Origin of the sequence: Pseudomonas campi, from assembly GCF_013200955.2 — a bacterium.
Classification (GTDB): domain Bacteria; phylum Pseudomonadota; class Gammaproteobacteria; order Pseudomonadales; family Pseudomonadaceae; genus Aquipseudomonas; species Aquipseudomonas campi.
In genome coordinates this window covers 1223529-1246076 of sequence record NZ_CP053697.2, presented here as the reverse complement: position 1 = coordinate 1246076, position 22548 = coordinate 1223529, and the positions used below count along the sequence as shown (strand labels likewise).

The following is a 22548-nucleotide window of genomic DNA, read 5'->3' as shown; positions in this document are numbered from 1 at the left end:
CTTCTTGCGCAACGGGTGACGTTAGTCGCCCGCTATCAGCCTTCGCTGGCCTCGGAGGACGCTTCTTCGACGAACTCGTCGGCGCCACCGGCAGCGTTGGTGCGACCACGGATTACGGCGTCGGCCATGGCACCCATGTACAGCTGGATGGCGCGGATGGCGTCGTCGTTACCCGGGATGATGAAGTCAACGCCTTCCGGGCTGCTGTTGGTATCGACTACGCCGATGACCGGGATGCCCAGCTTGTTGGCTTCGGTGATAGCAATGCGCTCGTGGTCAACGTCGATCACGAACAGAGCGTCCGGCAGACCGCCCATGTCCTTGATACCACCCAGGCTGCGATCCAGCTTTTGCAGGTCGCGGGTGCGCATCAGGGCTTCTTTCTTGGTCAGCTTGGCGAAGGTGCCGTCCTGGGACTGGGTTTCCAGATCACGCAGGCGCTTGATCGAAGCACGGATGGTTTTGTAGTTGGTCAGCATGCCGCCCAACCAGCGGTGATCGACGTACGGCGAACCGCAACGTGCAGCTTCTTCAGCAACGATCTTGCCAGCGGAACGCTTGGTGCCCACGAACAGAATCTTGTTCTTGCCGTTAGCCAGTTTCTCAACGAAGGACAGAGCCTCGTTGAACATCGGCAGGGTCTTTTCCAAGTTGATGATGTGGATCTTGTTGCGCGCGCCGAAAATGAACTTGCCCATTTTCGGGTTCCAGTAACGGGTCTGGTGGCCGAAGTGCACACCGGCCTTCAGCATATCGCGCATATTGACTTGGGACATGATAGTTCCTTGATAAGTCGGGTTAGGCCTCCACGCATCCCGCTATCCAACCCTTTCAGGCACCCAGGATAACGTGTCGATACGTGTGCGGATTAAAGCTTCACGAGCCCACTGCCCGTAAAGCGGCGCGTTTTATACCATAGAAAGCCGCACCAAGCTAGCGCAAACAACCCCCTCCAGCCCGCCGACCTGGGCCGAGCAACAGCCTGCGCGCCCTGCCGCCGGGCGATTGCTTTCTGCTAGAATCGCCGTCTTCCCTGTTTTTGCCTTGCGCCGCCGGCGCCGAGAGAGACTGCATGACCGTCACCATCAAGACTCCCGCAGAAATCGAAAAAATGCGCATCGCCGGCCGCTTGGCCGCCGAAGTGCTGGAGATGATCGGCGAGCACGTCAAACCCGGCGTCACCACCGAAGAAATCGACCGCATCTGCCACGACTTTATCGTCAACGTGCAGAAGGCCATTCCGGCGCCGCTCAACTACGGCGCCGCGCCAGGCCGCCCGGGCTTTCCCAAGTCGATCTGCACCTCGCTCAACCACGTGGTCTGCCACGGCATCCCCAACGAGAAGCCGCTGAAAGACGGCGACGTGCTGAACATCGACGTCACCGTAATCAAGGACGGCTACCACGGCGACACCAGCAAGATGTTCATGGTCGGCAAGGTGCCCGAGTGGGCGGTCAAGCTGGCCCAGGTCACCCAGGAATCTATGTACAAGGGCATCCAGCTGGTCAAGCCGGGCGCACGCCTGGGCGACATCGGCGAAGTGATCCAGAAGCATGCCGAGAAGCACGGCTTCAGCGTGGTGCGCGAGTACTGCGGGCATGGCATCGGCGCCGTGTTCCATGAAGAGCCGCAAGTGCTGCACTACGGCCGCGCCGGCACCGGTATGGAGCTCAAGGAAGGCATGACCTTCACCATCGAGCCGATGATCAACCAGGGTCGCCCGGAAACCCGCCTGCTCGGCGACGGCTGGACCGCCATCACCAAGGACCGCAAGCTCTCCGCCCAGTGGGAGCACACCATCCTGGTCACCGCCGACGGCTACGAGATCCTCACCCTGCGCAGCGACGACAGCCTGCCGCGCACTTCCGTCTGAGCCCACACATATATAGAGAGAAGGTAGGCACGCATGCCGCAGATGGACCCGGAGTTGTTTGATCGCGGCCAGTTCCAGGCAGAACTGGCGCTCAAGTCCAGCCCCATCGCCGCGTTCAAGAAAGCCCTCAAGCAGGCCCGCGAAGTGCTCGACGGGCGCTTCCGCGAAGGCCGTGATATCCGCCGTCTGGTCGAAGACCGCGCCTGGTTCGTCGACCAGATCCTCCAGGAAGCCTGGAAACGCTTCGACTGGTGCGAAGACGCCGACATCGCCCTGCTGGCGGTTGGCGGCTACGGGCGCGGCGAGCTGCACCCCAACTCCGACATCGACCTGCTGATCCTGCTCGACAGCGCCGACCACGAAATCTTCCGCAGCCCCATCGAAGGCTTCCTTACCCTGCTCTGGGACATCGGCCTGGAAGTCGGCCAGAGCGTGCGCTCGGTGGACGAGTGCGCCGAAGAAGCCCGCGCCGACCTGACGGTGATCACCAACCTGATGGAAAGCCGCACTATCGCCGGCCCCGAGCACCTGCGCCTGCGTATGCAGGAGGTCACCAGCAGCGCGCAGATGTGGCCGAGCAAGCACTTCTTCCTGGCCAAGCGCAAAGAACAGATGGCGCGCCACGCCAAGTACAACGACACCGAATACAACCTCGAACCCAATGTGAAGGGCTCGCCCGGGGGCCTGCGCGACATCCAGACCATCCTCTGGGTGGCTCGCCGCCAACTCGCCACCCTCAACCTGCATTCGCTGGTCAAGGAAGGCTTCCTGGTCGACAGCGAGTACAGCATGCTCGCCGCCAGCCAGGAGTTCCTGTGGAAGGTGCGCTACGCCCTGCACATGCTCGCCGGCCGCGCCGAAGACCGCCTACTGTTCGACCACCAGCGCAAGATCGCCGCCCTGCTCGGCTTCGAGGACGGTGACGGGCGCATGGCCGTCGAGCGCTTCATGCAGAAGTACTACCGGGTGGTGATGGGCGTCGCCGAGCTGAGCGAGCTGATCAACCAGCACTTCGAGGAAGTCATCCTGCGCGCCGGCGAATGCGGCACGGCGCAGCCGCTGAACAGTCGCTTCCAGCTGCGCGACGGCTATATCGAAGTGACCAGCGCCGGGGTATTCAAGCGCACCCCGTTCGCCATCCTCGAAGTCTTCGCACTGATGGCACAGCACCCCGAGATCAAGGGCGTGCGCGCCGACACCATCCGCCTGCTGCGCGACAGCCGCCACCTGATCGACGACGACTTCCGCCGCGATATCCGCAACACCAGCCTGTTCATCGAGCTGTTCAAGTCGCCCCAGGGCATCCACCGCAACCTGCGCAGGATGAACCGCTACGGCCTCCTCGGCCGCTACCTGCCGGAGTTCGGTCTGATCGTCGGACAGATGCAGCACGACCTGTTCCACATCTATACGGTCGATGCGCACACGCTGAACCTGATCAAGCACCTGCGCAAACTCAAGTGGCCGGAGCTGGCGGAAAAATTCCCGCTGGCCAGCAAGATCATGGGCAAGCTGCCCAAGCCGGAGCTGATCTACCTCGCCGGCCTCTATCACGACATCGGCAAGGGCCGCGGCGGCGACCACTCGGAACTGGGCGCGGTGGATGCCGAAGCCTTCTGCGTACGCCACCAGCTGCCGACCTGGGACACCCGCCTGATCACCTGGCTGGTGCAGAACCACCTGGTGATGTCGACCACCGCCCAGCGCAAGGACCTCTCCGACCCGCAGGTGATCTTCGACTTCGCCCAGCTGGTCGGCGACCAGACCCGTCTCGACTACCTCTACGTGCTGACCGTGGCCGACATCAACGCCACCAACCCCAGCTTGTGGAACTCCTGGCGCGCCAGCCTGCTGCGCCAGCTCTACACCGAGACCAAGCGCGCCCTGCGCCGCGGCCTGGAAAACCCGCTGGACCGCGAGGAACAGATCCGCCAGACGCAGAGCTCGGCGATCGACATCCTGGTGCGCGGCGGCATCGACCAGGACGACGCCGAGCAGCTGTGGAGCCAGCTCGGCGACGACTACTTCCTGCGCCATACCGCGGCCGACGTGGCCTGGCACACCGAGGCAATCCTCCAGCACCCGGCCGGCAACGACCCACTGGTGCTGATCAAGGAAACCGCCCAGCGCGAGTTCGAGGGCGCGACGCAGATCTTCATCTACGCCCCGGACCAGCACGACTTCTTCGCCGTGACCGTGGCCGCCATGGACCAGCTCAACCTGAACATCCATGACGCGCGGGTGATCACCTCCACCAGCCAGTTCACCCTCGACACCTATATCGTGCTGGATACCGAGGGCGGACGCATCGGCGACAACCCGGCGCGGATCAAGCAGATCCGCGAAGGCCTGATCGGCGCACTGAAGAATCCGGACGACTACCCGAACATCATCCAGCGCCGCGTGCCGCGCCAGCTCAAGCATTTCGCTTTCGCCCCGCAGGTGAGCATCCACAACGATGCGCAGCGCCCGGTGACCGTGATCGAGCTGACCGCCCCGGACCGCCCCGGCCTGCTGGCACGGATCGGCAAGATCTTCCTGGACTTCGACCTGTCGCTGCAGAACGCCAAGATCGCCACCCTGGGCGAGCGCGTGGAAGACATCTTCTTCATCACCGACGCGCACAACCAGCCGCTGGCCGACCCGGAACTGTGCGCCCGCTTGCAGGACGCCATCGTCCAGCAACTGTCGCACGCCAACGGCGAAACCCAGACCACCGGCGCCATCCGCATCTGACCCGGGCCTGGCGGCCCGCTCGTGTAGTAAAGAGACGTTATGAATCACGCCCTGACCCAGCTACAGCCCTACCCCTTCGAGAAACTGCGGGCCCTGCTCGCCGGCGCCCAGCCGCCGGCAGACAAACGTCCGATCGCCCTGTCCATCGGCGAACCCAAGCACAAGTCGCCGACCTTCGTCGCCGAAGCACTGAGCGCCAATCTCGATCAGCTGGCCGTTTACCCAACCACCCTGGGCATCCCGGCCCTGCGCGAAGCCATCGCCGCCTGGTGTGAACGCCGCTTCAAGGTGCCGGCCGGCTGGCTGGATGCCGCGCGCCACGTGCTGCCGGTCAACGGCACGCGTGAGGCGCTGTTCGCCTTCACCCAGACCGTGGTAAGCCGTGAGAGCCAGGGCCTGGTGGTCAGCCCCAACCCGTTCTACCAGATCTACGAAGGCGCCGCCCTGCTCGCCGGCGCCACCCCGCATTACCTGCCCTGCCTGGAAGCCAACGGCTTCAACCCGGACTTCGACGCCGTACCGACCGATGTCTGGCAGCGCTGCCAGATCCTTTTTCTCTGCTCGCCCGGCAACCCCACCGGCGCCCTGGTACCGCTCGAACAGCTGAAAAAGCTGATCGCCCTGGCCGACCAGCATGACTTCGTCATCGCCGCCGACGAGTGCTACAGCGAGCTGTATTTCGACGAGGACAACCCGCCACCGGGTCTGCTCAGCGCCTGCGCCGAACTGGGCCGCAGTGACTTCAAGCGCTGCGTGGTGTTCCACAGCCTGTCCAAGCGCTCCAACCTGCCGGGCCTGCGCTCGGGCTTCGTCGCTGGCGATGCCGACATCCTCAAAGCCTTCCTGCTGTACCGCACCTACCACGGCTGCGCCATGCCGGTGCAGACCCAGCTGGCCAGCGTCGCCGCCTGGAACGACGAAGCCCACGTACGCACCAACCGCGATCTGTACCGCGAGAAGTTCGCCGCCATGCTCGACATTCTCGGACCGGTACTCGACGTGCAGCGCCCCGACGGCGGTTTCTACCTGTGGGCCAAGACGCCGGGCGACGACAGCCAGTTCACCCGCGAACTGTTCGCCCAGCAGCACGTCACCGTGGTGCCCGGCTCCTACCTGTCACGCGAAGTGAATGGCGACAACCCGGGCGCCAGGCGCGTGCGCATGGCCCTGGTCGCACCGCTGACCGAATGCGTGGAAGCCGCCGAGCGCATTCGCCAATTCATTCGCGGCTGACTACTTGGGCTGGTGACCGACCTTGATGTCATAAAAGGTCACCCGCCCACCCTCGGCTGCCGGACCCTGATTGTCCGGAATGTAGTTGCCGGTCTTGAAGTAGAAAGCCTTCTTCGCCCAGGCACTATTGACCGTGGTGCTGTACTGCATGCCGGCAACATTGACATCCAACCGACCGCTTGGCGAAACCTTGAAGGAATAGTCGAAAGCGGTATTGAGCGGCATGCTCTTGTAGGTCAGCACCACCGGGCTGGCACTGTCCGTCGGCTTCTTGCGCAGGGTGACATCCAGGTAGCCGACACCCCGATCCAGGCGATAGCTCAATTTAAGGAAGGGATAGGGATTATCCTTGGCGTGGATCTGCCCGATGATCACCCCGCCCACGGACGGCAACTGGTTGACCGCCAACCGTGCGCTGAGGGTGGCAGTACCCTCGGTGTACAGCCAGTTGCGCGGCTTGCCATCGGCATACGCTTCACGCAGCTCGGTACGCGGGTAATCGCTGAGATTGGTACTGGTGCCGCTGACGGGGGCCCAGAACTGGATAGCGCCGCCCGCAGGCTTGAAATACTTGTCGTTGTAACCTGCCACCAGCTGCGGGCTTTCAATGACGATAACGGGGTTTCCTTCCGGGATCGACAGATCCCAATGGCTAAGATCAATCATGGCGTGCACCTCTCTACTTCGCACCCGGCGCAGGATAGACAGGTAGCGATTGGTTAATTTTCGACCAGGTCTCATATTGAATCGCCGTTCGTCTGACGCCATATTCCAGGCGAACCACTGAAAGCAGGCCGAAAACGGCCGAAAGCAGTCGGGCGTGGCATAATTGCCGGCTGATTGCACCGATCGTTCAATCGCTTGCGGAGAGCGCGCAGAGTGAGCAAAACCAGCGAAAGCCTGTGCCTGTATGGCATCAAGGCGTGTGACACGATGAAGAAGGCCCGCACCTGGCTCGACGAGCAAGGCGTCACCTATGCCTTCCATGACTACAAGGTCGCCGGCATCGACCGCGCCCGCCTGCAGCACTGGTGCGCCGAGCACGGCTGGCAAACCGTACTGAACCGCGCCGGCACGACCTTCCGCAAACTCGACGAGGCGCAGAAGAGCGATCTCGACGAAGCGCGCGCCATCGAACTGATGCTGGCCCAGCCCTCGATGATCAAGCGCCCGGTGCTCGACCTCGGTGACAAGACCCTGGTCGGCTTCAAGCCCGAGCTGTACGCCGCCGCCCTGAACTGAGCCCCCACGAATTCGCCTGGCTGCTGACGCGCCGGCCTGATCCAACCTAATTCAGCAAGAGGAACTGCCATGTCTACCCAACTGTTCAGCATCGCCTTCGGTGTCGGCACCCAGAACCGCCAGGGCAACTGGCTGGAAATCTTCTACGCCCAGCCGCTGCTGCACCCGACCACCGCCCTGTCCGACAAGGTCGCGCAGAAGCTCGGCTACACCGGCGGCAACCAGGCCATTGCCTTCACCACCCAGCAAGCAGCCGAACTGGCAGAAAGCCTGAAAGGAATCGACGCCGCCCAGGCCGCCCTGCTCACTCGCCTGGCCGAGAGCCACAAGCCACTGGTGGCGACCTTCCTCGATGCCGACATCGCCCTGACCAGCACCCCCGAGGCCTACCTCAAGCTGCACCTGTTGTCGCACCGCCTGGTCAAGCCACACGGCCTGAACCTGACCGGTATCTTCCCGCTGCTGCAGAATGTGGCCTGGACCAGCCAGGGCGCCGTCGATCTGAGTGAGCTGGCCGAACGCCAACTGGAAGCGCGCCTGAAGGGCGAGCTGCTGGAAGTGTTCTCGGTGGACAAGTTCCCGAAAATGACCGACTACGTGGTGCCGGCCGGCGTGCGTATCGCCGACAGCGCCCGCGTGCGCCTGGGCGCCTACATCGGTGAAGGCACCACCGTGATGCACGAAGGTTTCGTCAACTTCAACGCCGGTACCGCAGGCCCGGGCATGATCGAAGGCCGCGTTTCCGCTGGCGTATTCGTCGGCAAGGGCTCGGACCTGGGCGGCGGCTGCTCGACCATGGGCACCCTCTCTGGTGGCGGCAACATCATCATCTCGGTCGGCGAAGGCTGCCTGATCGGCGCCAACGCCGGTATCGGCATCCCGCTGGGTGATCGCAGCACCGTGGAATCCGGCCTGTACATCACCGCCGGCACCAAGGTGGCCCTGCTCGACGAGCAGAACAACCTGGTCCAGGTGATCAAGGCCCGCGAACTGGCTGGCCAGCCGGACCTGCTGTTCCGTCGCAACTCGCAGAGCGGCGCGGTGGAGTGCAAGACCAACAAGACCGCGATTGAGCTGAACGAAGCCCTGCACGCCCACAACTAAAAGTTGGTCTGAAGCTACTGCGCTTCACTCCAATTTTGATGCTTGAAGGCTACAGGCCGGGCCCATGCCCGGCCTGTCTATTTATACTCAGCACATCTCCCAGCAGTGCCGAAGCCCATGCCCCTGAACTCCCCCTGGCGCACCGACTTTCCCGGTATCCAGGCCCTCGACGCCGAAGGCCAGACCTACCTGGACAGCGCCGCCACCGCGCAGAAGCCACAGGCCATGCTCGACAGCCTGCTCGGCTACTACGCCAGCGGCGCCGCCAACGTGCACCGCGCCCAACACCTGCCGGGCGAGCGCGCCACGCGCGCTTTTGAGGCCAGCCGGGGCAAGGTCGCGCAGTGGCTGAATGCGGCCAGCAGCGAGGAAATCATCTTCACTCGCGGCACCACTGAATCCCTCAACCTGCTGGCCTATGGTCTGGAGCCTCTGTTCGCCGCCGGCGACGAGATCGTCGTCAGCGCCCTGGAGCACCACGCCAACCTGCTGCCCTGGCAACAACTGGCGCTGCGCCGTGGCCTCAAGCTGGTGATCATGCCGCTGGATAGCTGCGGGCAGATCGACCTGGCGCAGGCCGCCACGCTGATCAGCCCACGCACCCGCCTGTTGGCCGTATCGCAACTGTCCAACGTGCTGGGGCGCTGGCAACCGGTGCGCGAGCTGATCGCCCTGGCCCAGGCGCAAGGCGCGCTGAGCGTGGTCGATGGCGCCCAGGGCGTGCTGCACGGACGCCACGACGTGCAGGCGCTGGGCTGCGACTTCTATGCCTGCTCCAGCCATAAGCTGTATGGCCCGGACGGTGTCGGCCTGCTCTACGGGCGTGGTACGGCCCTGGCACAACTGCGCCACTGGCAGTTCGGCGGCGAAATGGTGCTGGAGGCCGACTATCAGCACGCCCGTTTCCGCCCGGCACCGCTGGGCTTCGAGGCCGGCACCCCGGCGATTTCCAGCGTGATCGCCCTGGGTGCCAGCCTGGATTACCTGGCCGGCCTGGATCAGGCGGCCGTGATCGGCCATGAGGCAGCCTTGCACGCCAGGCTGCTGGCCGGCCTGAGCGCGCGTGACGGTATCCAGTTGATCGGCGAGCCACAGGTAGCCCTGGCCAGTTTCACCGTGGCCGAGGTACACAGCGCCGACCTCGCCCATCTGCTCACCGAGCAGGGTATTGCCGTACGCGCCGGTCACCACTGCGCCATGCCCCTGCTGAAAAGCCTCGGCCTGCCAGGGGCGATCCGTGTGTCACTCGGCCTGTACAACGATGGCGCTGACCTGACGCGCTTCTTCGTCGCCTTGGACAAGGCCCTGGAGCTGTTGCGATGAGTGCCTACACCTGTAGGAGCGAGCTCTGCTCGCGAACACCAGGCCCGCCAAAAGCTTCGCGAGCAGAGCTCGCTCCTACAACAGCGATACCGGCATGACGCTCCCTCGCCCGGCCCAGCAGGCCCTGGACGCCTTTGCCGCCTGCCCCGGCTGGGAACAGCGCGCGCGCCTGCTGATGCAGTGGGGCGAACGCCTGGCGCCGCTGAGCGAGGAGGACAAGCAGGAGGTCAATCGGGTATCGGGCTGCGAAAGCCAGGTCTGGCTGGTCGGTGAAATACAGGAGAGCCGCTGGCAGTTCCGCGCGACCAGCGATGCGCGACTGATTCGTGGCCTGCTGGCCGTACTGCTGGCGCGGGTCGACGGACTCTCGGCAGCCGAGCTGGACGCCCTCGATCTGGCCGACTGGTTCAACCAGCTGGGCCTGGCCCGCCAGCTCTCACCCTCGCGCAGCAACGGCCTGAATGCCGTGCTGCAGCGCATGCGCGAGTTGGTGGCGGGCTAATCAGCGGCGCCACGCCTCGAATACCGCAAACTCCCAGCGCCGCATCGCCAGGACCAGCGTATAGCCCTCCCGCTCGGCTTCGGGCAGCTTCTGGTCGGCCAGATGCTGCTGGGCATACTCCTGCGCCACCCGCTGCAGGCGCTCGACGAACGAAGGCGCCAATGCGCGACTGATCCGCCCGTGCACCAGCAGCAAGCCTTCGTCGCTACCAGCGAATTCGCCAGCGTAGTAATCCTGCAATGCATGCTTGCGGAAGTAGCGCATCACCGGTCCGTCGGGTTGCCAGCGAAAGGTCTTGGCCAGCTTGAGGCGGTATCGGTTCAACGGTTTCAACTCGATGACGCCCAGCCGGTCGAGGCGAATCAGGGCGCGGATCAGCTCTGCCTCGCTCAGGCGATAGACTGCCAGCATCTGCTCGGCGGTCCACTGACTCAGCACACAGAGCGCCACCAACATCAGTTGCTCATCGCCCACCACAGCCTGTTCCTGCTCCAGGCTGAGGGTGCTGATCAAGGGCTGGGCATCGGCGACCTGGCGGGCCAGGTCGGCAAAGTCGAGGTGCAACACGCGGCAGATAGCGTCCACCCGCGACAGCGGCATGTCTTCCTTCGCCAGCATGCGCTTGACGTTGGACTCGGACATGCCCAACTCGCGGGCTAGATCCGCATAGGTGAGCTGCTGCGCCTTGAGCTCACGCTTGATGATCGGTACCAACTCAGATGAAGCGCCCATAAGTATCGCCAAAGTGAACTTGATAGCTACTTATACGCCACCAAGAACACTGAAGAGAGACTTAATCACGAAAAGGACCCAGAGTGCCTGCCACAACCAGCGACCTGATGGAGAAGGCCATGCACTCGAATACCAGCCCACCCCGCCATTGGCACAGACCAAGCCCGGCCTCATTCGCACTGTGCCTGTTCGGGCTCGGTCTGGTGCTCGCCGCAGTCCTGGCCCCAGCGGTGCAACAACCCACGCACTATCACGCCTTCGCTGATCAGCGTGTCCTGTTCGGCATTCCCCATGCCATGGACGTGCTCAGCAATCTGCCGTTCCTGCTCCTCGCACTGCTCGGCTTGAGCCGCCTGCCGCAGATGCCTGACCCTCGCTGGCGCAGCCTGGCGCTGTTGATGTGCCTCGGGCTGCTTTTCACCTTCGCCGGCTCCAGCGTCTACCACCTGTCGCCCAGCGACCCCAACCTGCTCTACGACCGCCTCGGCATGCTGGTGTTGTTCGCCGCAATTCTGAGCCTGGCGACCGCCGATCGCCTGGGCCTGGCGGCAGCCAGTGGCGTGCTGCTGGCCGTCGCTCTTGGCGGAGCGGCCAGCCTGTGGGCCTGGCAGGCCAGCGACAACCTGCTGCCCTGGGTACTCTTGCAGGCTGGCGGCATGCTGGTGCTGGCTGCGCTCGCCTTCTGCCGACCGCAGCCTGGCGGATATGGCTTGCGCCTCGGCCTGTGCGTGGCTTGGTATGCCCTGGCCAAGCTCTTCGAGCTTGGCGACGAACAGCTGTTCCACCTGAGCGGCGAGCTGCTGTCCGGCCACAGCATCAAGCATGTGCTATCCGCTGGCGCAGTACTGCCGCTATGGCTCCCTCTGGTCGCAAGCAGATACAGAGGTTAGCTATTGGGCCGCTAGCGCTCGACGTCACCGAACGTGCGACAGTCCTGTAGCCGTCTCCACTGGCGAAACGCGCAGGTCCGTCGTTGCAGTGGCGCTGCGGCTCGGTTCAGCTAGCGCAGCTAGTGAGTGACGGCCTGCTCAGCGGGGAGGAGGCGGGTGGTCGAAGGAACACCCGAGCCCACGCCATGGGGTGCTGCGCGCAGCATGGCCTGGCCACTTCCTGCGACCCGCTACGGCCTAGATGGGCCCGGGGTCAGCCCCGCTGGCGCTGGGTCAGGCCGCGAAGGAAATTGCGCAGCACCTGATCACCGCACAGGCGGAAGTTCTTGTGTCCCGGCTTGCGGAACAGCGCGCTCAACTCGGCCTTGGTCATTGGCAGGTCGGCGGCCTGGAGAATTTCGTGCATGTCGTCATCCTTCAGCTCGAAGGCCACGCGCAGTTTCTTCAGGATGTTGTTGTTGGTCAGGCGCTTCTCCACCGGCAGGGCCGGGCGGCTGTCATCCTTGCCGCGCTTGAAGAACACCAGGCCATCGAGGAAATGCGCCAGCACCTCGTCGCGGCAGGGCACATAGCCCTCTTCATCGTCCTTCAGCAGATAGGCGGCGACATCGGCCTCGCTCAGCGAGTAGTCGGCCAGCTGGCAGATTTCGACCAGTTTGGCGTCACTGACATCCAGCAGGTAGCGCAGGCTGCGCAGCACATCATTGTTGATCATCGGTACATCTCGTAAGGCCCGGCAGACGCGGGAAAGGCGCGATTATACGGGCAGCTGACCGGCCACACGGCAGATAAAAGTGCAGCCTTGCTGTCAAAGCCGGTTTTTCCTCAGTCGCGCGGTGCCAGCAACGTCGGCATCCAGCTATCCGGATCACCGCTATACAGCGCCCGCTGCAGATCCTGCAGCTCGCCGCGCTCGGCAAAACGCCTGAGGCTTTCGTCGAACTGCCGCATCACCGCCAGGGACGCCGGGTCATCCTTGCGAAACAGCAGGCGCAACGGTTCGGTATTCAACTGGCGCGGATGGTGGGTAATGCTGGCCAGTTCGGCGGCGGAGAAACGCTGGCGCAGCATGCTGTAACCCACCGCCCGATCCTGCGGATGCAGGTCGATGCGCCCCAGTTCCAGCAGGCGAAAGTTGGTGTCCTCCTTGCTGTTCTGCAGCGCTTGCAAGCTGCCCGCCTGCAACGCCGCATCGAACTGCGGGCCGTAGGAGTAACCCAGGGTGGTGCCGATGCGAAAAGGCCGCAGGTCATCGAGGCCACGCCAGTCGAACGACAGGTCCTTGCGGTGAAACAGGACGATCTCGCCCTGCACCAGCGGCGCGCTGCACACGCCGTACTGCAGGCGCTTGGGCGTGCAGCTGTAGGGCATGATGGCGTCTAGCTCGCCATGCTGGAGCATCAGGACATTGCGGTCCCAGGGATAGAACAGGTATTCGACCCGGTAGCCCGCCTCGGCAAACACGGCACTGACCAGCCGCCCAAGGGCACCACCATCGGCGCGGCGCTGATCGACATAAGGCGCCCAGTCACCGGTACCGATACGCACGATCTGCTGCGCCTGCGCGGCACTTAAAGGCAGCAGCAGGCAGATCAACGCCAGCCAGGTCTTCACACACATACAACGCAATTGATTGGCCCCTCAGGTACACCTCGATGCTGTCCCTGGCGGCTAGGGTCTGTTGCCGTTTCGGCGCAAGCCGCGTTGCTGGGCAAAATCGCGCCAGGCAAGGCGCGGGACGCAGGCAATGGTCATTCCCTTGCCAAGTCCCGCAACACCGCCTGGCGCGATTTTGTACGCAACCCGAAGGGACGGGCCAGTTTTTGCGCGGAACGTCGTTACTCGACGGCTCATTTGGACGACCAAACTTCGCGTCTCGCGCCTAGCTCCGCGCAAAAACTGGCACCGTCGCGGTTGTGCCGAAACGGCAACAGACCCTAATGATCTCCCTGTCCGTTGTTTCAGCTTAGTCGAGTCCGGCCATCAGTCCGACCGCTGGCGCTCCGCTGGTCGCCTGGCTCCGGCCACTAGTTTGTCGATGATTTTCGCCGCCGCGAGCATGCCGAAGCTGGCCGTTACCATCATGGCCGAACCGAAGCCGCCGGCGCAGTCCAAGCGGGTGCCGTCGCCGGGCATGACCTTGCTCAGGCACACGCTGCCATCGGGCAACGGGTAGCGCAGCTGCTCGCGCGAGTAGACGCAGGTGATGCTGTAGGTGCGCCCCGGGGTGCGCGAGAAGTTGTAGTCGCGGCGCAGCAGCGAGCGCACCTTGGCGATCAACGGGTCGTTGACGGTCTTGTTGAGGTCGGCGATCTCGATCTTGCTCGGATCGACCTGGCCCCCCGCACCACCGGTGGCAACGATCTGGATCTTGCGCCGCTTGCACCAGGAGATCAGCGCCGCTTTGGCCGTCACGCTGTCGATGCAGTCGATCACCGCGTCCAGTTCCTCGGTGATGTACTCGGCCATATTCTCGCGGGTGACGAAATCGGCCACCGCGTGCACCACGCAGGCCGGATTGATGGCACGGATGCGCTCGGCCATCACCTCGACCTTGGCCTTGCCTACCGTGCCGCTCAGGGCATGCACTTGGCGATTGGTGTTGGTGACGCAGACATCGTCCAGGTCGAACAGGGAAATCTCGCCCACCCCCGAACGGGCCAGCGCTTCGGCCGCCCAGGAACCGACACCGCCAATGCCAACCACCGCAACATGGGCCGCCTGCAGGCGCTGCAAGCCCTCTACGCCATAGAGCCGGGCAATGCCGCCAAAACGCTGATCATCTGTCGCCATACCGCCACCCTCGAAAACCGGCCGGCATTATAGGGGCCTGCGGCGCAGGACTCACCCTGCAGCCATCGGAAACAGGCCCCACACGACCACCTGCCACCCAGCGGCAGGCCCCGTGCGCCGGGGCTGGCGGCCTATACAGCCTGCGGACAGGGGAGTAGCATGCGCGCCGACCGGCGTTCGCCGGATCTTTCCCCCTGCTCCACCCTGCGGAACCTGACAAACAGCCATGCCTACGCGCAAATTCGGACTCAACCTTGCAGTCTTTGTGGCGGTCGCCGCCCTGTTCACTGGCATCTGGGCACTCTATAACCGCCCCGTGACTGCCCCGGACTGGCCGGAACAGATCTCCGGCTTTTCCTATTCACCCTTCCGCGCCGGACAAAATCCTCAGCAGAATACCTACCCGAGCGATGCGCAAATGCGCGCCGACCTGGAACTGCTGAGCAAACACACCGACAACATCCGTACCTATTCGGTGGATGGCGCCCTGGCCAACATCCCGCAGCTGGCGGAGGAATTCGGCCTGCGCGTGACCCTGGGTATCTGGATCAGCCCGGATCTGGAGCGCAACGAACGGGAAATCGCCAAGGCCATCGAGATCGCCAACGACTCGCGCAGCGTGGTTCGCGTGGTGGTCGGTAACGAGGCACTGTTCCGCCGCGAGATCACGCCGGAGAACCTGATCGCCTATATCGACCGCGTACGTGCGGCGGTCAAGGTACCGGTAACCACCTCCGAGCAGTGGCACATCTGGCAAGAATTCCCAGAGCTGGCCAAGCACACCGACCTGGTCGCCGCCCACGTGCTGCCGTACTGGGAATTCGTGCCGATGGAGGACTCCACCGAGTTCGTCCTCGAGCGCGCCAAGGACCTGAAGAAACTCTTCCCGAAAAAACCGCTGCTGCTCTCCGAAGTAGGCTGGCCGAGCAACGGCCGCATGCGCGGCGGCGCCGAGGCCTCCCAGGCAGACCAGGCCATCTACCTGCGCACCCTGGTCAATGCGCTGAACGGCAAGGGCTACAACTACTTCGTCATCGAGGCCTTCGACCAGCCGTGGAAGGCCAGCGATGAAGGCTCGGTCGGTGCCTACTGGGGCGTGTACAACCTCGACCGCCAGGCCAAGTTCGCTTTCGAGGGCCCGGTGGTGGCCATTCCGCAATGGCGCCTGCTGGCCATCGCCTCGGTGGTCCTGGCCCTGCTGACCCTAGCCCTGATGCTGATCGACGGCTCTGCACTGCGCCAGCGCGGCCGCACCTTCCTGACCTTCGTCGCCTTCGCTGGCGGTTCGGTGCTGGTATGGATCGGTTACGACTACAGCCAGCAGTACAGCACCTGGTTCAGCACCATCGTCGGGCTGCTGCTCGGCATCGGCGCCTTCGGCGTGTTCATCGTGCTGCTCACCGAAGCCCACGAACTGGCCGAGACCGCCTGGACCCGCACCCGCCGCCGCCCCTTCCTGCCGGTGCTGACCGACACCGCCTACCGGCCCAAGGTGTCGGTCCATGTGCCCTGCTACAACGAGCCGCCGGAGATGGTCAAACAGACCCTCGACGCCCTCGCTGCGCTGGACTACCCGGACTACGAAGTCATCATCATCGACAACAACACCAAGGACCCGGCGGTTTGGGAGCCCGTAGAGGCCTATTGCAAAGTGCTGGGCCCACGCTTCCGCTTCTTCCACGTAGCCCCCATTGCCGGCTTCAAGGGCGGCGCGCTGAACTACATCCTGCCGCATACCGCGCCCGATGCCGAAGTAGTGGCGGTCATCGACGCCGATTACTGCGTCGACAAGAACTGGCTCAAGCACATGGTGCCGCACTTCGCCGACCCGAAGATCGCCGTGGTGCAGTCGCCACAGGACTACCGCGACGGCAACGAAAACATCTTCAAGAAGCTCTGCTACGCCGAGTACAAGGGCTTCTTCCATATCGGCATGGTGACGCGCAACGACCGCGACGCGATCATCCAGCACGGCACCATGACCATGATCCGCCGCACGGTGATGGACGAATTGAAATGGGCCGACTGGACCATCTGCGAAGACGCCGAGCTGGGCCTGCGCGTGTTCGAGAAAGGCTATAGCGCCGCCTATGCCCACCAGAGCTTCGGCAAGGGGCTGATGCCGGACACCTTCATCGACTACAAGAAGCAGCGTTTCCGCTGGGCCTACGGCGCCATCCAGATCATGAAGGGCCATGCGCGCAGCCTGTTCCTCGGCAAGGATTCCGAACTGAAGACCGGCCAGCGCTACCACTTCGTCGCCGGCTGGCTGCCGTGGATCGCCGATGGCCTGAACATCTTCTTCACCGTCGGCGCCCTGCTCTGGTCGGCCGGCATGATCATCGTGCCGCAGCGGGTCGACCCGCCGCTGATGATCTTCGCCATCCCGCCGCTGGCGCTGTTCTTCTTCAAGCTGGGCAAGATCCTGTTCCTCTACCGCAAGGCCATGGGCGTCGACCTGGTGCGCTCGTTCCAGGCGGCCCTGGCCGGCCTGGCGCTGTCGCACACGATCGCCAAGGCGGTGCTCTACGGGACCTTCACTAAGACCATCCCGTTCTTCCGCACACCGAAGATGGCCAGCAACCACGGCATCCTGGTGGCCCTGGCCGAGGCTCGCGAGGAGGTGTTCATCATGCTCCTGCTATGGGGTTCGGCGGTCGGCATCGGCATCGTCCAGGGCTTCCCCAGCTCGGACGTGAAGTTCTGGGTGGCCATGCTCCTGGTGCAGTCGCTGCCGTACCTGGCGGCGCTGATCATGGCGCTGCTGTCGTCCCTGCCCAAACCGGTGGAGGAAGAGGTGGCACAGACCGCCTGAGCGTAGGGTGGATGTCGCTTTGTACATCCACCGTGACTGCGTTCGGTGGATCGATGAAGCGCGATCCACCCTACGTCTCACCCTATCGAAACGGCGGCCTTGGGCCGCCGTTTTGCTTTAAGATGGCGGCCTTTCTGAATTCCGCTGCTCCGGAGCTGCAATGACCACCCTCTCCCCCACCCTCGAGCTCGCCTGCGACCTGATCCGCCGCCCCTCCGTGACCCCGGTCGACGAAGGCTGCCAGGAACTGATGATGCGCCGCCTGGCCGCCGCCGGCTTCGCGCTGGAGCCGATGCGTATCGAGGAGGTGGACAACTTCTGGGCCCATCGCGGTGGTGAGGGCCCGGTGCTGTGCTTCGCCGGGCATACCGACGTGGTGCCGACCGGCCCGCTGCAATCCTGGCAGCACCAGCCGTTCGATGCCCTGATCGACGAGCAAGGCATGCTCTGTGGGCGTGGCGCGGCAGATATGAAGGGCAGCCTGGCGTCGATGATCATCGCCGTCGAACGTTTCGTCGCCGACCACCCAAACCACAAGGGCGCCATCACCTTCCTCATCACCAGTGACGAAGAAGGCCCGGCCCACCATGGCACCAAGGCCGTGGTCGAACGCCTGCGCGAGCGCGGCGAGCGCCTGGACTGGTGCATCGTCGGCGAGCCGTCGAGCACCACCCTGGTCGGTGACGTGGTGAAGAACGGCCGTCGCGGCTCGCTCGGCTGCACCCTGACCGTGCACGGCAAGCAGGGCCATGTGGCCTACCCGCACCTGGCCCGCAACCCCATCCACCTGACCGCCCCGGCCCTGGCCGCACTGGCCGCCGAGCACTGGGACGATGGTAACGCCTACTTCCCGCCGACCAGTTTCCAGGTATCCAACCTCAACTCCGGCACCGGCGCCACCAACGTCATCCCCGGCGAACTGAAAGCGGTGTTCAACTTCCGCTTCTCCACCGAGTCCACCGTCGAAGGCCTGCAGCAGCGCGTGCGCGCCATTCTCGACAAGCACGGCTTGGACTACGAACTGGACTGGGCACTGTCCGGCCTGCCCTTCCTCACCCAGCCGGGCGACCTGCTCGACGCCGTGGCAGCGAGTATCCACAGCGTCACCGGCCGCGAGACCACCCCCTCCACTTCCGGCGGTACCTCGGACGGGCGTTTTATCGCCACCCTCGGCACCCAGGTGGTCGAGCTGGGTCCGGTCAACGCCACCATCCACCAGATCGACGAGCGCGTGCTGGCCAGCGACCTGGATGTGCTGACCGAAATCTACTATCAGACCCTGGTAAACCTACTGGCATGAGCCTGACCTGCCCCATCTGCCAGCAGGCTCTGAGCCTCGTCGACAACGGCGTGGCCTGCCCGGCCAACCACCGTTTCGACCGCGCACGCCAGGGTTACCTGAACCTGCTGCCGGTGCAGCACAAGAACAGCCGTGACCCGGGCGACAACGCCGCCATGGTCGAAGCGCGCCGACGTTTTCTCGACGGCGGGCACTACGCACCACTGGCCCGGCGCCTGGCCGAACTGGCCGCCGAGCGCGCGCCGCAGCGCTGGCTGGATATCGGCTGTGGCGAGGGCTACTACACCGCGCAAATCGCCGAGTTGCTGGCGGATGCCGATGGCTATGCCCTGGATATCTCCCGCGAGGCAGTCAAGCGCGCCTGCAAGCGCGCACCGCAGTTGAGCTGGCTGGTGGCGAGCATGGCCCGCGTGCCACTGGCGGATGCCAGCTGCAACCTGCTGGCCAGCGTGTTCAGCCCGCTGGACTGGCAGGAAGCGCTACGCCTGCTCGCCCCCGGTGGCGGCCTGCTGCGCATGGGCCCGACCGGCGAGCACCTGATGCAGCTGCGGCAGAAGCTGTACGACGAGGTGCGCGACTATGATGAGCAGAAGCACCTCGAACTGATTCCGCCAGGCATGCGCCTGGCCCATAGCGAAACCCTGCGCTTTGCCCTACAGCTGGACAGCAGCCAGGCCCGCGCCGACCTGCTGGCCATGACCCCGCACGGCTGGCGCGCCAGCGCCGAACGTCGCGCCGCGGTGATCGCCGAAGACTTCGAAGTGACTGTCTCCATTCGCTACGATTGGATCGAGAAAATATAGGGTCTGTTTCCGGTTCATTCACGGCCGCGCCGGAGCCTGTTTTAGCGCGAGGCAAGGCGCGAGATGCGAAGTTTGGCGTTCCAAATAAGCGTCGAGCAACGTAGCATCGCGCTAAAACAGGCCCGGCCCTGCGGGTTGCGCGCAAAATCTCGCCATGCGTCGTTGTAGGGCTTGGCAAGGGAACACCATTACCTGCGCCCCACGCCTAGCCTGGCGAGATTTTGCGCAGCAACGCGGCTCGCGAATGAACCGGAAACAGACCCCAGGGACACCCTCATGCGCCAACCCGATATCGAGATCTACCTCAAGGACGCCGACCACAAGGCCATCGCCGCCTGGCTGGGCCAGGCCATCGGCGCCGTCAGCGAATGGCGCCAGCAGGGCCAGACCTACAAGTGCCGTGCCGGTGAGGTGCCGGTCACCTGGCTGCCAAAGGCCGTGGGCAAATGGCACAGCCTGTATCTGGAAAGCGACGCCACGCCCTGGGCCGACGACCTGGCCTGCGCCCGCGCCGCCTTCGCCGCATTGAACATGGAAGTACGCTGCGCACCGGGCGGCTGGGACGAAGAGGAAAGCGTGGAAACCGCCGACCGCTGGATCCGCATCAGCAGCGACGGCGAAGAAGAGATCATCTGGCGCACCGACTGAAGCGCTGCCCCGGAAAAACAAAAGGCCCGTCACTGACGGGCCTTTTGTTTTTCTGCGAGCTGTAGGGATCAGAGCTGGGAGACGTCTTCCGCCTGCAGGCCTTTCTGCCCCTGGATCACGGAAAACTCGACCTGCTGACCCTCGACCAGCGAGCGGTGGCCTTCGCCACGGATGGCACGGTAGTGGACGAATACGTCCGGCCCGCTGCCACGCTGAATAAAGCCATAGCCCTTGGAATCATTGAACCACTTGACGGTTCCAGTCTCACGCTCAGCCATTCGCACTTCCTCGACTCACATTATTGTTATTGCCCGGATGGACTTCGCCGGTGCCACGGGCGCCCTCCTCCGCGCTTCGCCCACACACCAGACCGGCGTGGAACGGGATGCTGAAAGTGCTCCTGAAGCAACCGCCAACCGAGTATAAAACAAGTGTTTGGCCTGCCAAGAGATAATTCAGGACAGCCTGCAGGGCACGCAGCATATGGCCTACAGGGCTTTTACAGGATTTCTCAGGGAGCAGAACGGTCAGCTTTTTCGCCAACAGCCGCTACGGCTCAGGCGCTGCTCGGCAGAACCCTGCCGAGTCAGCCGCAGTGGATAAGCCAAGCGTTATCCACCCTACCCAAGCGGACGTCCGTGTAGGGTGGAAAACCGCGCAGCGTTTTCCACCGTTGAGCCAGGCAAGGCGCCTGGCTCATGCGGGGCGAACGACCTCTTAAGCAACCTTGCGCCGACGCCACAGCCACAGCGCCAGCACGCCGAGGGTCAGCAACAGCGGCACCAGGGCAATGTTGACGAACTTGAGTACGCCCCCCAGCTCCTCGATCTTCGAGTTGAGCTGGAAGCGCACTTCACGCAGCTCCTTGCGGATGCGCACCTTCTCGGCGAGGAACTGCTGCACGGTGGCCTGCTGTTCCGGAGTCAGCTCCATGGGCTTGCTCGGGTCCTGGTTCTGCTGCAGGGCGGCGAGCTTCTGCTCGGTCTCGCCCAGGCGCTTCTGCAGGTCTTCTTCCTTGACCCGGAACTGCGCCTCGGCCTCACGCTGCAGCGCCTCGACCACCTCGAACGGGCGACTGAAGCGACCGCGCGAGCGCACGCTGATCAGCGCGTCCGAGCCGGACAGGTTGTCCAGGGCGTTGATGGCAAAGCCAGCGTTGTCGGCGAAGGGCTGCGGCATGCGCTGGCCGAAGAAGTCCTGCACCTGCACCCACATGCGGTCGCTGAGCAGGTCGGTGTCGGCCACGGCAATGACGTTGATGTTGTCCGCCGCCTTGAGGCCGTCCTTCTGCCCTTCGATACCGTTCGGGTAAGCCGACTGCGCCGGGCCGCTGATGCGCGCGGCGATGGCATAGCGCTCGCCGGTCGGTTGCAAGTCGCGCAGTAGCTCTTCCGGGTTGCCGAGCATGCCGAAACGCGCCGCCTCGAAGGGCATGGCGTATTCCGAACTCTGCAGCAGCGGCAGGAACTGGGTCTTGGCGCCTTCGAGCGGTTCGAGAATGCCGCTGGTGGCGACGTTGATGCTTTCCAGGCCAGCGGTACTCACGTCGTCCTGGTTCAGCGCGCGCGGCGGCAGGCCCAGCCAGCCGGCATGGCGCACCGGGCGCTGACTCTGGCCCATGCCCACCGCCATGGCGTAGGAACCGTCGCCGAGCACCTTGCCCGGCATCAGGCGCAGGCCCCAGGCCTTGAATAGTGGTTCCAGATCGGAAGCCTTGTCGGCACCATCGCCCGGCAGCATCGGCATGCCGGTATCGGCCTCGCTGAACGGGTCGACGAACACCAGCAACTTGCCGCCACGCAGGACGAACTGGTCGATGGCGTACAGGGTCGCCTCCGGCATCTGCTTGGGATGCACCAGCAGCAGTACCGACACGCTATCGGGGATCTGGTCGATGCCGATCTTCAGGCTGGTGATCTTGAACAGCTGACGCGCCTGTTCCATGAACATCCAGGGCGCGGTCGGCTGACGGCTGGCCATGTCGAAGCCGCCGTTGATCTGTAGCCCGGACATCAGCCCGACCACCGGAAGCTCAGGTTTGGCCAGGCTCTGTACCAGTTGGCTGACCTGGTATTCGAGGAACTCTTCCTGATCCAGCGGGAAGAACGGGATGATCTGCTTGTCGTCCTGGCCATTGGTGCCGGCCAGGCCGAAGTAGATCTGCTCGCCGCTCTGGTTCGCCGGCACGGCCTGCAGGCCGAAACTGGCGGCCTTGTCCTCGTCTTCGGAGAACGGCTCGGGGTCGATCACATGCAACTTGATCTTGCCCTTGGCCGCGCGTTCGTAGGCCTCGAGCAGCTCCTGCACGCGGGTGGCGTAGTTGCGCAGCACGGCCAGCTCGCGGGCCGACTTGTCGGAGTAGAAGAAGTACAGGTCGATCGGCTCTTCGATCTCGCCGAGGATCTGCTTGGTGCCCTCACTGATGGTGTAGAGCTTCTGCTCGGTCAGGTCGAGCCGGGCATTGCCCAGGGTCAACCCGGACAGCACGTTGAATGCCAGGAAGGCCACAGCGATCAGCAGCAGGCCGGCGCCGGAATACATCAGTTTTTTCATC

20 protein-coding genes are annotated in these 22548 nt (G+C 64.1%); 12 read left to right on the top strand and 8 right to left on the bottom strand.

Annotated features, from left to right (window positions below):
• Window positions 1-35 precede the first annotated feature (35 nt).
• Complete coding sequence (gene rpsB, locus HNE05_RS05630) at window positions 36-776, bottom strand: 30S ribosomal protein S2 (protein WP_173204173.1); 741 nt, start codon at window positions 774-776, stop codon at window positions 36-38.
• A gap of 296 nt (window positions 777-1072) precedes the next feature.
• On the opposite strand from rpsB, the gene map reads away from it, so the two are divergent.
• Genes map through dapC form a run of 3 tightly spaced genes read left to right on the top strand, consistent with a single transcriptional unit; the run spans window position 1073 to window position 5842 of the window.
• Window positions 1073-1873: a type I methionyl aminopeptidase gene (map, locus tag HNE05_RS05625; RefSeq protein ID WP_173204171.1), complete on the top strand. Its 801-nt coding sequence runs from the start codon at window positions 1073-1075 to the stop codon at window positions 1871-1873.
• A 33-nt stretch (window positions 1874-1906) separates the two neighbouring features.
• Complete coding sequence (locus tag HNE05_RS05620; protein ID WP_173204169.1) at window positions 1907-4609, top strand: [protein-PII] uridylyltransferase; 2703 nt, start codon at window positions 1907-1909, stop codon at window positions 4607-4609.
• Window positions 4610-4648: 39 nt separating this feature from the next.
• Complete coding sequence (dapC, locus tag HNE05_RS05615) at window positions 4649-5842, top strand: succinyldiaminopimelate transaminase (RefSeq protein WP_173204167.1); 1194 nt, start codon at window positions 4649-4651, stop codon at window positions 5840-5842.
• Here dapC and HNE05_RS05610 read toward each other — a convergent pair whose 3' ends face one another.
• A complete protein-coding gene (locus tag HNE05_RS05610) occupies window positions 5843-6508 on the bottom strand; it encodes a polysaccharide lyase family 7 protein (protein ID WP_173204165.1) in 666 nt (221 codons plus the stop codon). It abuts the gene before it with no gap.
• Window positions 6509-6775: 267 nt separating this feature from the next.
• Here HNE05_RS05610 and HNE05_RS05605 point away from each other — a divergent pair, with 267 nt between their 5' ends.
• The 4 genes from HNE05_RS05605 (at window position 6776) to HNE05_RS05590 (ending at window position 10013) form a co-directional block, all read left to right on the top strand.
• Window positions 6776-7084, top strand: a complete 309-nt coding sequence (locus HNE05_RS05605; RefSeq protein WP_240008847.1) for an arsenate reductase — start codon at window positions 6776-6778, stop codon at window positions 7082-7084.
• 69 nt (window positions 7085-7153) lie between these two features.
• On the top strand, window positions 7154-8188 hold the full coding sequence (gene dapD, locus HNE05_RS05600; protein WP_173204161.1) for a 2,3,4,5-tetrahydropyridine-2,6-dicarboxylate N-succinyltransferase: 1035 nt from the start codon (window positions 7154-7156) through the stop codon (window positions 8186-8188).
• A 117-nt stretch (window positions 8189-8305) separates the two neighbouring features.
• The gene (locus HNE05_RS05595) at window positions 8306-9511 is read left to right on the top strand and encodes an aminotransferase class V-fold PLP-dependent enzyme (protein WP_173204159.1); all 1206 of its coding nucleotides are present in this window, start codon (window positions 8306-8308) and stop codon (window positions 9509-9511) included.
• Window positions 9512-9605: 94 nt separating this feature from the next.
• Entirely contained in the window at window positions 9606-10013 is a 408-nt protein-coding gene (locus tag HNE05_RS05590; protein ID WP_173204157.1) for a SufE family protein, read from the top strand.
• Here the strand turns inward: HNE05_RS05590 and HNE05_RS05585 are convergent, their stop codons facing one another.
• Window positions 10014-10745, bottom strand: coding sequence for a helix-turn-helix domain-containing protein (locus HNE05_RS05585; RefSeq protein WP_173204155.1), 732 nt, complete (start codon window positions 10743-10745; stop codon window positions 10014-10016).
• Window positions 10746-10828: 83 nt separating this feature from the next.
• On the opposite strand from HNE05_RS05585, the gene HNE05_RS05580 reads away from it, so the two are divergent.
• The gene (locus tag HNE05_RS05580; protein ID WP_173204153.1) at window positions 10829-11635 is read left to right on the top strand and encodes a hypothetical protein; all 807 of its coding nucleotides are present in this window, start codon (window positions 10829-10831) and stop codon (window positions 11633-11635) included.
• Window positions 11636-11888: 253 nt separating this feature from the next.
• Here the strand turns inward: HNE05_RS05580 and HNE05_RS05575 are convergent, their stop codons facing one another.
• The 3 genes from HNE05_RS05575 to tcdA all read right to left on the bottom strand — a co-directional run bounded on the left by HNE05_RS05575 (window position 11889) and on the right by tcdA (window position 14428).
• Window positions 11889-12350, bottom strand: coding sequence for a YehS family protein (locus tag HNE05_RS05575; protein WP_173204151.1), 462 nt, complete (start codon window positions 12348-12350; stop codon window positions 11889-11891).
• A 110-nt stretch (window positions 12351-12460) separates the two neighbouring features.
• Window positions 12461-13249, bottom strand: coding sequence for a substrate-binding periplasmic protein (locus tag HNE05_RS05570; RefSeq protein WP_240008820.1), 789 nt, complete (start codon window positions 13247-13249; stop codon window positions 12461-12463).
• 369 nt (window positions 13250-13618) lie between these two features.
• Window positions 13619-14428 carry a tRNA cyclic N6-threonylcarbamoyladenosine(37) synthase TcdA gene (tcdA, locus tag HNE05_RS05565; protein WP_173204149.1) on the bottom strand — a complete coding sequence of 270 codons (810 nt, stop codon included), beginning with the start codon at window positions 14426-14428 and terminating at the stop codon, window positions 13619-13621.
• 226 nt (window positions 14429-14654) lie between these two features.
• Between tcdA and HNE05_RS05560 the strand changes: the two genes are divergently transcribed.
• The 4 genes from HNE05_RS05560 to HNE05_RS05545 all read left to right on the top strand — a co-directional run bounded on the left by HNE05_RS05560 (window position 14655) and on the right by HNE05_RS05545 (window position 19994).
• Window positions 14655-17243 carry a glycosyltransferase gene (locus tag HNE05_RS05560; RefSeq protein WP_173204147.1) on the top strand — a complete coding sequence of 863 codons (2589 nt, stop codon included), beginning with the start codon at window positions 14655-14657 and terminating at the stop codon, window positions 17241-17243.
• A 160-nt stretch (window positions 17244-17403) separates the two neighbouring features.
• The gene (dapE, locus tag HNE05_RS05555) at window positions 17404-18543 is read left to right on the top strand and encodes a succinyl-diaminopimelate desuccinylase (RefSeq protein ID WP_173204146.1); all 1140 of its coding nucleotides are present in this window, start codon (window positions 17404-17406) and stop codon (window positions 18541-18543) included.
• Window positions 18540-19346: a putative RNA methyltransferase gene (locus HNE05_RS05550; RefSeq protein WP_173204145.1), complete on the top strand. Its 807-nt coding sequence runs from the start codon at window positions 18540-18542 to the stop codon at window positions 19344-19346. The genes dapE and HNE05_RS05550 overlap by 4 nt, the downstream gene beginning before the upstream one ends.
• Before the next feature lie 276 nt (window positions 19347-19622).
• Complete coding sequence (locus HNE05_RS05545; RefSeq protein ID WP_173204142.1) at window positions 19623-19994, top strand: hypothetical protein; 372 nt, start codon at window positions 19623-19625, stop codon at window positions 19992-19994.
• Window positions 19995-20062: 68 nt separating this feature from the next.
• On the opposite strand, the gene HNE05_RS05540 is transcribed toward HNE05_RS05545, so the two are convergent.
• Complete coding sequence (locus tag HNE05_RS05540; protein ID WP_173204140.1) at window positions 20063-20272, bottom strand: cold-shock protein; 210 nt, start codon at window positions 20270-20272, stop codon at window positions 20063-20065.
• Between the two features lie 439 nt (window positions 20273-20711).
• Entirely contained in the window at window positions 20712-22547 is a 1836-nt protein-coding gene (locus tag HNE05_RS05535) for a GldG family protein (protein WP_173204139.1), read from the bottom strand.
• Window position 22548 lies beyond the last annotated feature (1 nt).

Bases quoted from the DNA above. Each gene is read 5' to 3' on its own strand.
- map (WP_173204171.1), top strand. From the start codon at position 1,073: ATGACCGTCACCATCAAGACTCCCGCAGAAATCGAAAAAATGCGCATC.
- HNE05_RS05590 (WP_173204157.1), top strand. From the start codon at position 9,606: ATGACGCTCCCTCGCCCGGCCCAGCAGGCCCTGGACGCCTTTGCCGCC.
- HNE05_RS05620 (WP_173204169.1), top strand. From the start codon at position 1,907: ATGCCGCAGATGGACCCGGAGTTGTTTGATCGCGGCCAGTTCCAGGCA.
- HNE05_RS05595 (WP_173204159.1), top strand. From the start codon at position 8,306: ATGCCCCTGAACTCCCCCTGGCGCACCGACTTTCCCGGTATCCAGGCC.
- HNE05_RS05540 (WP_173204140.1), bottom strand. From the start codon at position 20,272: ATGGCTGAGCGTGAGACTGGAACCGTCAAGTGGTTCAATGATTCCAAG.
- tcdA (WP_173204149.1), bottom strand. From the start codon at position 14,428: ATGGCGACAGATGATCAGCGTTTTGGCGGCATTGCCCGGCTCTATGGC.
- dapC (WP_173204167.1), top strand. From the start codon at position 4,649: ATGAATCACGCCCTGACCCAGCTACAGCCCTACCCCTTCGAGAAACTG.
- dapD (WP_173204161.1), top strand. From the start codon at position 7,154: ATGTCTACCCAACTGTTCAGCATCGCCTTCGGTGTCGGCACCCAGAAC.
- dapE (WP_173204146.1), top strand. From the start codon at position 17,404: ATGACCACCCTCTCCCCCACCCTCGAGCTCGCCTGCGACCTGATCCGC.
- HNE05_RS05575 (WP_173204151.1), bottom strand. From the start codon at position 12,350: ATGATCAACAATGATGTGCTGCGCAGCCTGCGCTACCTGCTGGATGTC.
- HNE05_RS05610 (WP_173204165.1), bottom strand. From the start codon at position 6,508: ATGATTGATCTTAGCCATTGGGATCTGTCGATCCCGGAAGGAAACCCC.
- HNE05_RS05560 (WP_173204147.1), top strand. From the start codon at position 14,655: ATGCCTACGCGCAAATTCGGACTCAACCTTGCAGTCTTTGTGGCGGTC.
- HNE05_RS05585 (WP_173204155.1), bottom strand. From the start codon at position 10,745: ATGGGCGCTTCATCTGAGTTGGTACCGATCATCAAGCGTGAGCTCAAG.
- HNE05_RS05550 (WP_173204145.1), top strand. From the start codon at position 18,540: ATGAGCCTGACCTGCCCCATCTGCCAGCAGGCTCTGAGCCTCGTCGAC.
- HNE05_RS05545 (WP_173204142.1), top strand. From the start codon at position 19,623: ATGCGCCAACCCGATATCGAGATCTACCTCAAGGACGCCGACCACAAG.
- HNE05_RS05535 (WP_173204139.1), bottom strand. From the start codon at position 22,547: ATGAAAAAACTGATGTATTCCGGCGCCGGCCTGCTGCTGATCGCTGTG.
- rpsB (WP_173204173.1), bottom strand. From the start codon at position 776: ATGTCCCAAGTCAATATGCGCGATATGCTGAAGGCCGGTGTGCACTTC.
- HNE05_RS05605 (WP_240008847.1), top strand. From the start codon at position 6,776: ATGAAGAAGGCCCGCACCTGGCTCGACGAGCAAGGCGTCACCTATGCC.